10 protein-coding genes and 1 pseudogene are annotated in these 11,273 nt (G+C 36.7%); 2 read left to right on the top strand and 9 right to left on the bottom strand.

Annotation, left to right across the window (positions count from 1 at the left end; translation table 11 throughout):
- Positions 1 to 20: 20 nt before the first annotated feature.
- Complete coding sequence (locus tag WBG45_RS15755; RefSeq protein WP_424416036.1) at positions 21 to 641, bottom strand: phosphatase PAP2 family protein; 621 nt, start codon at positions 639 to 641, stop codon at positions 21 to 23.
- Between the two features lie 173 nt (positions 642 to 814).
- On the opposite strand from WBG45_RS15755, the gene WBG45_RS15750 reads away from it, so the two are divergent.
- On the top strand, positions 815 to 1,159 hold the full coding sequence (locus WBG45_RS15750) for a general stress protein (RefSeq protein ID WP_424416035.1): 345 nt from the start codon (positions 815 to 817) through the stop codon (positions 1,157 to 1,159).
- Between the two features lie 58 nt (positions 1,160 to 1,217).
- On the opposite strand, the gene WBG45_RS15745 is transcribed toward WBG45_RS15750, so the two are convergent.
- Together WBG45_RS15745 and WBG45_RS15740 are read right to left on the bottom strand one after the other, a co-directional pair.
- Positions 1,218 to 2,075, bottom strand: coding sequence for a DUF6612 family protein (locus WBG45_RS15745; protein ID WP_424416034.1), 858 nt, complete (start codon positions 2,073 to 2,075; stop codon positions 1,218 to 1,220).
- 323 nt (positions 2,076 to 2,398) lie between these two features.
- Positions 2,399 to 3,886, bottom strand: a complete 1,488-nt coding sequence (locus tag WBG45_RS15740; RefSeq protein ID WP_424416033.1) for a peptide MFS transporter — start codon at positions 3,884 to 3,886, stop codon at positions 2,399 to 2,401.
- Positions 3,887 to 4,148: 262 nt separating this feature from the next.
- On the opposite strand from WBG45_RS15740, the gene WBG45_RS15735 reads away from it, so the two are divergent.
- A complete protein-coding gene (locus WBG45_RS15735; RefSeq protein WP_424416032.1) occupies positions 4,149 to 5,864 on the top strand; it encodes an ABC transporter ATP-binding protein in 1,716 nt (571 codons plus the stop codon).
- 255 nt (positions 5,865 to 6,119) lie between these two features.
- Here WBG45_RS15735 and hflX read toward each other — a convergent pair whose 3' ends face one another.
- The 6 genes and pseudogenes from hflX to WBG45_RS15705 all read right to left on the bottom strand — a co-directional run.
- On the bottom strand, positions 6,120 to 7,391 hold the full coding sequence (gene hflX, locus WBG45_RS15730) for a GTPase HflX (protein ID WP_024536693.1): 1,272 nt from the start codon (positions 7,389 to 7,391) through the stop codon (positions 6,120 to 6,122).
- A 358-nt stretch (positions 7,392 to 7,749) separates the two neighbouring features.
- Positions 7,750 to 7,988, bottom strand: a pseudogene (locus WBG45_RS15725) (cation acetate symporter); the annotation flags it as partial.
- A gap of 21 nt (positions 7,989 to 8,009) precedes the next feature.
- A complete protein-coding gene (locus WBG45_RS15720; RefSeq protein ID WP_424416031.1) occupies positions 8,010 to 8,693 on the bottom strand; it encodes a VOC family protein in 684 nt (227 codons plus the stop codon).
- Between the two features lie 295 nt (positions 8,694 to 8,988).
- Positions 8,989 to 9,615, bottom strand: coding sequence for a TetR/AcrR family transcriptional regulator (locus WBG45_RS15715; RefSeq protein ID WP_424416030.1), 627 nt, complete (start codon positions 9,613 to 9,615; stop codon positions 8,989 to 8,991).
- An 11-nt stretch (positions 9,616 to 9,626) separates the two neighbouring features.
- Entirely contained in the window at positions 9,627 to 10,424 is a 798-nt protein-coding gene (locus WBG45_RS15710) for an ABC transporter permease subunit (RefSeq protein ID WP_424416029.1), read from the bottom strand.
- Positions 10,414 to 11,273: ABC transporter ATP-binding protein (locus WBG45_RS15705; protein ID WP_424416028.1), on the bottom strand; the 860-nt coding region annotated here is incomplete at its 5' end. The genes WBG45_RS15710 and WBG45_RS15705, both read right to left, overlap by 11 nt.

Here is an 11,273-nt window from a genome sequence, read left to right as displayed (position 1 = left end):
TAATTAGCGTAAGACTTTGGTTATTCTGGTTGGGGCTTTCGTTTGCCCATGTTACGATTGCGCCATTCATACCAAACTACTACTAGAATGAAGAATGAATAGCCGAGCAGCCATCCCCCAACCACATCTGTTCCATAATGGTTATTACCAGCAATTCGAGACAAACCTACAAGAAGAGTTAAAACAATTGCAGATATCCAAATACTGAGACGCCAATTCGTCGATGAGCGATTTTCAGTTAGTAAATAAGCATACGTAAATAGATACAATAAACCCACCATTGCATGGTTAGAAGGAAAACTAAAACTCGTCAATTGGTCAGGCATCTCAGGGCGTACCCGCTGTATCCATTCTTTTAATAAATGATTCAACAAATTTCCACCCGCTACTGTAAATAACACAAATAACATACCGCGGTAATTCGTACGCCTAAAAGCTAAATATACAATTAAAATGAAAGCTGCAGAGGCAATCCAAAATGGTTCACCAATGTAATGGAAGAATCGTATGAATTCATTTCCAATAAGAGCTTCTCCTATTTCTTCATCAAACTCTTGCATCTCTTCATGCGTAAAATTAAAAAATAAGGTTATGAATGCAATAAGCGTCACAATTGCCAAGGGATAAAACCATTTTTTCATATCCTTCACGCTCCTTCGAAATTATTTTATCATATTTTTACCAATACCTTGCCATTCCATTGTCGAGAAACTAAGACTTTCGTTTGATTTTCCTCTTATTAAGTTTATTCCAAGATAAGAGTGGTAAAGTACTTACGTGTCAGAATAAAACGATTTAAAGGAGGATTTTAATAATGAGTGTTACTTATAAAGAGTATTTAACAGATGATGAAGCCATTCGCGGAATTCAAGAAATTAAAGCTAAAGGTGTTCATGAGGACGATATATATGTACTTACTCATGAAAATCATCGTACAAGTCAAGTAGCTGATATGGCAGACGCGAATACAGTAGGTGTAACTGAACAAGGTTTAGGCACATCGCTTGCAAATGTTTTCCGTAAAAAAGGAGACGAACTTCGTGCGCAATTTGAAGAGCTTGGGTTTAGTCAACCTGAAGCAGAACAGTTAGAAGAAAAGTTAGACGAACATAAAGTTGTAGTGGTGTTAAAAAACACACCGGCAGGATTTACTTACTAAAATATAACTGAATACCATAAAAAGCCTTCCCCACTAACATACTTGGGGAAGGCTTTTTTTACATTGCTTTTGCGTTATCAAGAACTTCCTGAGGCACTTTAATCGGTTCGATTTCATTAAATTTATCGAAAGTAGATTTCATATTTTGAGACATCTTCATCTCTTCACCTTCAACCTTTACAGTCATTTCCAAGTTCATGTTAAAAGCAGAAGTATTGAATGTTTTTTTATCAATAAATATTTCGTAATCTACTTTTTCAATGTTCATGTCTTTTAACATTTTTTCTTGTTCTAGTTCCATAGCGGGCATGGTTTCAGTTAATTGTTTTTGAATTAATTCATTGAATTTATCACCTGATGCAGACAATTTTAATACATACATATCGTCTGATTGTTCAAATGAGAAATCATCCCTAAACATTTCTAAATCTTTTAACTGCTGAGATGGATCTGCTTGTTTTTGAGACATTGACATCATTTGCTCGTACATATCTGCAGGTAGTTTCACCCATTGTTGCGACATGCTATGGTTCATGAAAAATCCCTCTTCTGTCATATAACTTTCAATCTCAACTTCTTGTGGTTGTTCAGAAGTATCTTGCCCTGGAACCGTTGTAGATGTTGTACCTTTTTGGTAAATACTTAAAGGATCTACAAACATGTCCATGGTCATTTTAGTTTCTGTATCCATCTCGACATTTTGCGAAGGTACTTCGATGACCTGCGACATTTCAATATCTGCATTTAAGCTTATAATAGATTCTGATTGTACAAGAGACTTATCGAAAACTTGCTTAAGTGTTAATTCGCTTTTTTTATCTTCAGCAGTTTCAGAAGTAGGAGTTGCAGTTGAATTACATGCTGCTAAGCCTAGTGTCAAAACACTAGCAACCATGAGTGTCTTCCATTTCTTCATGTTGTCTCCACCTTTTTCTTTTTTTATTTTTTATTTATTCTATTAATAGAGTTTACCTCTAAAAGGTTTCAAATCATAATATTTAAAAATTTAATGTAAGCAATTTTAAAGAATACTGTTGATATTAAAAACATTCATAAGAGTACAATTGCGCCTAGCATGCCGCATGAGCGTGAAGAATGAGACCCACAAGTATGTGGTTTTCTTACTTGTTGGCTCATACGGAACGTGCGGCCAGCGCAAATGTACGATAAAAAAACCAAATAAACACAAAAAAGCCTACCGATAAATGAATCATTCGGTAGGCTTTTTGTGTTTTATGATTAACGTACGCCACGCATAAGTTTTTCAATTTTTGGTGCAAAGAAGAACAACAATAATCCAATGATTAGTGCAATAACCCCGATGACACCAAAATAAACGATTTCGTTTTCAGGATTGTAAAACTTCACGACTTGCGCGTTAATTGCTTGTGCAGATGCATTTGTTAAGAACCACAAACTCATTGTTTGTGCTGCAAAAGCCTGTGGTGCAAGTTTGGTCGTTGCTGATAATCCAACTGGAGAAAGAAGTAATTCACCCAGAACAACTAGGAAGAAACTTAATACTAACCACCATGGGCTAACTAACGTTTCAGTTCCGTTTACGTATGCAGGAATAATCATAACTAAGAATGACATACTCGCAAAGAATAAACCAAATGCGAATTTCTTAGGCGTAGACGGTTGTCTATTTCCAAGACGTACCCACAACCATGCAAATACTGGTGCAATTGCAATAATAAATAGTGGGTTTAAAGATTGGAACCATGCTGGAGAAATCTCCCAAGAACCAATTGTTAAGTCTGTACGTTGATCTGCATATTGAGCTAATATGATTGAACCTTGTTCAGCGATAGCCCAGAACACCATTGCAGAAATAAACAATGGAATGTATGCAAGAACACGTGACTTTTCATCCGCATTTGTTTTAGTACTACGATACATGACGATAAAGTAAATTGTTGGAATGACAATACCTAATACCGAAACTATCATGGTAAAGACATCTATTGTCATAATGCCATTTTCAATTAAGAAATAACCAATAACTACGATTACCGCTAAAACAATTGCAACGCGTGAAAGCATTTTTTTGCGATCTTCTTTAGGCAGTGGATTCGGAACATATGAACCCGCTAAACCAAGATATTTCTTTTTCGTAACCATGAAGACGACTAATCCTAATAACATACCAACTGCAGCAATTCCGAAGCCTAAGTGGAAGTTATATTTAAGACCTACAGTTCCTACTACTAATGGTGCGATAAATGCACCCATGTTGATTCCCATGTAGAAAATACTAAATCCAGAGTCACGACGAACATCGTTATCTGAATACATTTCTCCAACAATACTTGAGATATTAGGTTTTAATAAACCTGTACCAATAATGATAAATGCCATAGAAATAAATAGCGTATTTATGCCACCAGGTAACGATAACGCTACGTGACCTAACATAATTGCTATACCACCATAGAATACGGTTTTGGTCGTACCTAGTAATCGGTCAGCAATCCATCCCCCGATAATTCCGGACATATATACAAGTGATCCGTATACTGCCATAATCGAGTTCGCTGTAGATTGTTCTAAACCAAGTCCTCCTTGATTTAGTTCATAGTACATATAGTAGAGCAAGATTGCGCGCATACCGTAGTATGAAAAACGCTCCCAAAACTCTGTAAAGAATAAGCTTAATAAGCCTTTTGGATGTCCAAAGAATCCTTTTTGAGGAACCGACTGGACGATTTCTTCTCTTGTCGCCATTCTTTTCCCTTCTTTCTTTTTAATTTTAAGAAATACACATTCGTTTTTCATGTTGAATGTGCAAAATATACTGATAATAAAGGTCGAATTGTTATATCAGTAAAAAGACAACTTTAACAGTTTAACGTGCCTTCTTTTAATTGTCAAAAAACATTCGGAACTTGAAATACTTTGAAATCCTTCGTGTTTAGAAGTTTATTGTCGTGTTTGTGACCTATTTCCGTTATAATTGCCTGTATTAAAAACACCAAGGAGAACTCATATGATTAAGAAATTCTTTACTTATTATCGCCCCCATAAACGTCTGTTTATGATTGATTTTACCAGCGCGATTATCGTCGCTATATTAGAACTTGCTTTTCCCTTAGCCGTCCAGTGGTTTATTGATGGTCTACTGCCAACAAGAGAGTGGGATAAGATTGTCACCGTAAGTGTTTTATTATTAGCTGTTTATTTAATTAGTACTTTACTGCAATATATCGTTAGTTACTTAGGGCACAAGTTAGGAATTAATATAGAAACGGACATGCGTGAACAACTCTTTACTCATGTACAACGCCAATCTTTCCGTTTTTTTGATAATACCAAAACGGGTCATGTAATGAGCCGAATAACCAACGATTTATTTGATATTGGTGAGCTTGCCCACCATGGTCCAGAAGACTTCTTTATTGCAATTATGACATTTATAGGCGCATTCGTGATTATGTATAACATCAATCCTGAGCTTGCTATCATTGCCATTATTATGGTTCCATTCCTTACTATCCTTGTGGTATTTAGTAACATTAAAATGAATCGTGCATGGAAAAACATGTACATCAAAATTGCCGATGTAAACGGTCGAGTAGAAGACAGCGTTTCAGGTGCTCGAGTTGTTCAATCTTTCACAAACGAAGAGTTTGAAATCAATCGTTTTCAGAATGATAACGGCCAATTCAGACTAGCAAAACTCGTCGCATATAAAGTAATGGCTGGTACTCATTCCGGTATTTACATGATGACACGGCTTATGACGTTAGTCGTTTTAGTAGTTGGTGCTTGGTTTACGGTTAATGATAAATTAACGTATGGGGAACTTGTGAGCTTTGTCTTATTTATTAATGTTTTAATTAAACCGGTCGATAAGATTAGTGCTTTACTTGAGCTTTATCCTAAAGGCATGGCAGGATTTAGACGATTTTTAGATTTGATTGAGCAGGATCCAGAAATTGTGGATCGAGAAAACGCTAAATCTGTTGACCATTTACGTGGTGACATTTCATTTAATGATGTGGACTTCGGTTATGATCAACACAAAAAAGTATTGTCAGGTATTAATCTTGAAGTAAAAGCTGGAGAAACGGTGGCATTTGTTGGCCCTTCTGGTGCTGGTAAAACAACGATTTGTTCATTAATTCCACGTTTTTATGATGTAACGAACGGCTCTATTTCGATTGATGGACTAGATATTCGAGATATGACCAAGCATTCTTTACGATCTCAAATTGGGATTGTTCAACAAGATGTGTTCTTGTTCACAGGAACCGTTCGTGAAAATATTGCTTACGGCAAAAAAAATGCAACAGATGGTGAAGTGCTAGAGGCTGCTCGAAAAGCTCATTTGGAAGAATTCATTTCAGAACTTCCTGATGGATTTGATACACAAATTGGTGAGCGTGGATTGAAATTATCAGGTGGTCAAAAGCAACGTTTAGCCATCGCTCGTATGTTCCTGAAAAATCCACCGATTCTCATTTTGGATGAAGCGACTTCTGCTCTGGATACAGAAACCGAGAAAATTATTCAACATTCATTAGCAGAACTTGCTGAAAATCGGACAACTCTTATTATTGCCCATCGATTCGCAACCATACGTGATGCTGACCGTGTACTTGTTGTCACAAAAGATGGCATCGCTGAAGATGGAACTTATTCAGATCTTGTTGAAGCGGATGGTTTGTTTGCAAGACTCCATAACATCCAGTTTCAAAATTAGTACGCGAATTTGGTGTCTTTCTCAGGAGGAATCGTGTCTTCCTCCAAGCGAATGGACGAAAACGCACCTTAAATGGACAGAAATCCAAGTTGAATGGACGAAAGCCTTTAATAAGTGGACAATAAACCAATTTGAATGGACGATAACTCACGTTGAATGGACGAGAAACTATTCTCCAAGTTCTTAGGTGTCGGTAGAATTAAATTAGACTTCCATAAGAAAAAGCATTTCCGAGAAAATCGGAAATGCTTTTTTTTATTTCCCAAGAACGAACTCTTGATAACGTTCATAATCGGATTGTCTTAATTCAACTTTTAACAAGGTGCCTTCTTCTTCATACTCCGATGTTTGAACGGAAGCTTGTTCATTTAAATATGAGACAATGTCTCCACGCTCATAAGGAATAAGCATGCGACACGTTTTATAATCAGCAAAAATATGTGTACGAATCATTTCTAATAATTCGTCTAAGCCCTTGCCTTCTTTTGCAGAAATCCAAAGGCTATTCCCACTAACACGAGGATAGTTGAGGTCTGCCAAATCAGCTTTATTGTATAACTCTAGAGTTGGCACATCTTCAACGCCAACCGCATGCAAAGTCTCGTTCGTAACATCCATCATATAGCGATACTCTTCATTTGAAACATCCACCACATGAAGCAGTAAATCTGCTTCACGAGCTTCTTCTAATGTAGAGCGGAACGCTTTTACTAAATGGGTCGGCAGCTTACTAACAAAACCTACTGTATCCGTAAGTAAGAATTCTTTTTGATCCGGCAAACGAATTTGACGCACCGATGTCTCAAGAGTAGCAAACAACATGTCTTTTTCGAACACTTGCTTGTCATCTAATTGTCCAGTTTTGGCAAGTAACCGATTCATGACGGTCGATTTCCCTGCATTCGTATATCCAACAATCGATACAACTGGAACTTCGTTTTTCTTACGTTGTTTTCTTTGTGTCACCCGTTGTTCTTTCACATGCTCTAAATCACGACGAATTTTAGCAATTTGATCTTCAATTTTCCGGCGATCGAGCTCAAGTTTTGTTTCACCTGCACCACGGTTTTGAAATCCGCCACCCGTACCACCACCTTGACGACCAAGAGAAGCACGTAAACCGATTAATCGAGGTAACATGTATTGAAGCTGGGCTAATTCCACTTGCATTTGAGCTTCCTTCGACTTCGCACGACGAGCAAAGATATCTAGAATTAACATCGTTCGGTCAATAACTTTACAGTCGAGCGCTTCTTCTAAATTACGTATTTGAGAGGGTGATAACTCATCATTGAAAATAACTAAGTTAGCATCAGCTTCGTCGTAAAAAGCTTTAATTTCGTCGATTTTCCCTTTTCCTACGTAATGTGCAGAATTCACACGATCTAAATTTTGTGTTACTTCGCCTACCACTTCTACATTTAATGCTTCAGCCAAGTTGTGTAATTCTTCTAAGCCATATTCAAAATGTTCATCTTTTTTCAAATTAACGCCAACAACTATGGCACGTTCGAGCAATTCATCCATGTATCATTTCCTCCTCAAAGTCTACCGAGAGAAAATCGAAATATTCCTTTTTTCTGCCATTTAATAGTAAAGAAAAAGTGAGTACATCCTCACACTTTTCTTGCACTGATTTAGATATCAGTTCAAGAGATGACATCAGCTTGTACCTTTGTGGGGTACAAGCTGTGTTTTTCTAAATCATAACTTGGTTTTCAAAATGAACAGACATATCCCGACTAAACTGCCCAGTAGCAGTTCTTTGCTTTATTCAGTTTCATCGCAAAGTGTTCCATCGGAATATGTGATTAATCATTTGGAAAACCTCCGTTCCTTCATATTTCATCTATCGTACCATACTCATGAAAATAGACACAACTTCTTACAACTGTCTAAAGCCGCCTGTATTTGCTTTAACTTTAACTTCGGCAAATTTCTTTTCATCTGACTCCTTAGACAATAAAGTACCAATCCATCCGCCTATAAAAAACCAAGAGGAACTGAAAAGAGTGCGGGATTCGTTAATGGGAAATTTGGGTTTCCAGTAATAATCGCTGCACCTTCAACTGGATTCATGACACTCGGACTGATAGATACTAAGACAAGAGCCGATTTTAATCCCCGTGACTACACATGGTTTATTTACAAACTTTCTGTGAGTTGAACATTCACTAAACGCTCTCTCGTGTTGGTACTTTTAGTGAATATTAATTCTGTATTCGATAATATCAATGAACTTTCTGTCCAGTTAAGATTTAATAGACGGCTCCATTCATTTAGCCTTTTTTCTGGATTACCTACTGCAAACTCACAGGATGAAATGCTTAATTTATCGTTTACAGTAGTAATGGTCCCATCTTCCCTTAAGCTTTTCATTCGTTCTTCAAACGGCTCTTCCCATTCAATAAAAAATGGCAATGGCAATTCATCTGACACTACCTGCTCAATGAAAAGCATTTTCCACTTCCGAATAAAACCAGATGAGGTTTCTCGCTCGGCATCTAATACACCTGACGTTACCCAGCCTTCACGATTTAACCGTTCATTAAGTTCACGAATATTATCGGTTCGAAAACAAATTGTTCCCCAGCCTTCGCTATCTTCAAGATCGTGTAGCAACAGGTTCGTTAACGGATGATTCGCTTGTTTTGCGATGTCCATATGCTCTACTGATAAATATTCAATATAACTATTTTTCGTATAGGTCAATGCATTTACGGTTCCCCAATTTTTATGTTTGCCACCAATTGCCGTACCCTCATGTTCTTGCACATGCACTTCCGGTGGCTTCTTACTAAAATACACGACATGATCTAGTTCTATCATTGACACCGCTCCTCCCCTTCGTATTCATTTATATATCTATCTTTATTTACTTGTGTCATTTTCAAAATTCATAAAACAGGATGTAAACACGAACATTAAGTGGATTTCCGTTACGGGCGGACGCTTTCCACGGGTGGTCCGTGTGCCTCCTCGTCGCAGAAAAGATTGCTCCTGCGGGGTCACACCTGGACACACTTTTCCCGCCGGAGTCGCCGCCCTTCACTCCAATCAAATGACCGATATTCTTAACAAATTCAAAGGAATATCCTTCAAATATTCGTGTATCAAATAACATTTATAAAATTGATTTACTTACGCCATATTTTAAAATATCAATAATTGCATCCAATTCAGTGAGAATTTTTTCTTTATTAGTAATCATCTCCTCATATCTGCCATCATATTCAGAAACGATTCGCTTAGCGAAAGCATCAAATATGATTCGAATTGAATTTTTCGCATGTTCGAGCTTTACTCCTTCACGGATAGAATGAGTTGTAAGTAACCCAAAAATAGTTTCGTCACTTAGCTTTTGCATGGCTCGTGATTTCTCCATTAATAACATTTGAAGCTCTTGAGCTACTTCTTTTGATGGAGAGTGGGAAGCATGCATAAGTAATTTATTTTCAGTAGGATACCTAACTGCTACTATCATTTTAATGCTTACAAGCTTTTTCATCATTTCAAAAAAATCTTCTGTTCCATGTGTGTGCCATTCCTTATCAAAGGAACTTTGCATTAAATCAATTGAGAGGTCGATGATGGTCAAATATAGCTTCTTTTTTGATTTAAAATGATGGAAAATAAGCGCCTTGGAAACATCAGCTTTCTCTGCTATTAAATTAGTCGATGTTTGATGATAGCCATGTATTGCAAATAGTTCCTTCGCTGCTTGAAATATCCTTTCATTTTTCTCATCCAATTCTAGATTCATTACACAATCAAATCCTTTTTATTGTACTTCCAAATAGCAATCATTATTGAACCGCAAATCACTAGCACCATAATAAGTAAATACACTGGTTTTATCGCTGCGTGCTCAATAATATAAGCAGAACTTACATATTCAAATGGTGTCATCCATTTGAAAGTAGATAGTTTGTCAGAGATACTTGAAACGATACTCATAAAATAACTAAATAACACAACAGCAAGAGATATCGATGTGACAAGTCGTTGCTTGCGAAGAAAAGCAGAAATACCAAATGAAATCGCAGCAAAAGTTAAATGAAGTAATAACGGCGCTATAGAGATCATGATAAATGTTGCTATATCCACTTGCTTATCATCTGCTATTTGGAATCCTACATAATTTATAATTGTAAGAATTAAATTAAACATAACTAATACTAATCCAACAGCAGCTGCTTTTTGAACAACAACTTGGATTCTTGAAATGGGTTTTGCTAATAAGAATTCAATCGTTCGGTCGCTTTCTTCTTTAACTAAAATCCCACCTGCCAACAACGCTGCATAAATACTGCCAAAAAGGGTGACGAATAAATAACCTTCAATTGCGTAAAATCCTAATGCACTATCAAATCCCAGTTGATCAATATTAAACGCTTTGAGCATTGCTTCTGGATAAAGTTTTATTAACTCTTCTAATTGATCTTTGTTTTCAGCAAACTGAGGGTAGATACTCATGATTAAAAAAGACATCCCACCAAGTGCTAAAACCCATATCCACAAAGCTTTTTGTGCTCTCTTCCACTCTCTTTTAAAGACCATGATGCTCCCCCTCCTCTTTTTCATAATAATGCATGAAAACTTCTTCAAGAGATGGTTCTTCAATGGTTACATCATCGAATGGTATGAATCGTAATTGTTCTAATAACTCTCGGGTGTGTCCGTTATAAATAAAGTCGTAACTCGTATCAGTAATATGCTCCTGAAAGACTCCTTGGATTTGAATCTTATTTTCCCATTTACCATGGAAATGAAGATGAACTTTTTTAAATTGGTTAGCACGCATGTCTTCCATATTCTCAATTTTAATCATACGACCTTCTTTGATAATACCCACTCGATCGCATAATTTTTGAACTTCACCAAGGTAGTGAGAGGAAAAGAAAATCGTCGTTCCTTTTTGTTGTAGCTCTTTTAATAAATCAAAAAAGATAGATTGCATAAGGGGATCAAGACCTGCTGTAGGTTCATCTAATATTAATAATTTTGGTTCATGCATAAGCGCTTGAATGATTCCGACCTTTTTCTTATTACCAAAAGATAGATCTTCAATTTTACGCGTCGTATCTAGTTGTAGGCGTTGTGCCAATAGCAGCGCATGCTTTTCTGCATTTCCTGAGTAAAAGCCTGAAGAAAAGCGAAACAATTCATTTACTTTCATATCATCATAGTAATGCACTTCAGAAGGCAGATAACCAATATGTTGACGAATGTATTTAGAGTCCTTCACCACATCTTTTCCAAGAATTTTTGCAGATCCACTTGTTGGATACAAAAAGTTTAGTAATGTGCGTATTGTCGTACTTTTTCCAGATCCATTTGGTCCGATGAAACCAAATATTTCACCTTCAGCAACCTGAAAAGTGATGTCTTCGATACCTCGGGCTTTGC

This window comes from Paenisporosarcina sp. (assembly GCF_049671445.1).
Taxonomy (GTDB): domain Bacteria; phylum Bacillota; class Bacilli; order Bacillales_A; family Planococcaceae; genus Paenisporosarcina.
Note: the sequence above shows the minus strand (reverse complement) of the source record. Positions and strands in the feature narration are given on the sequence as shown.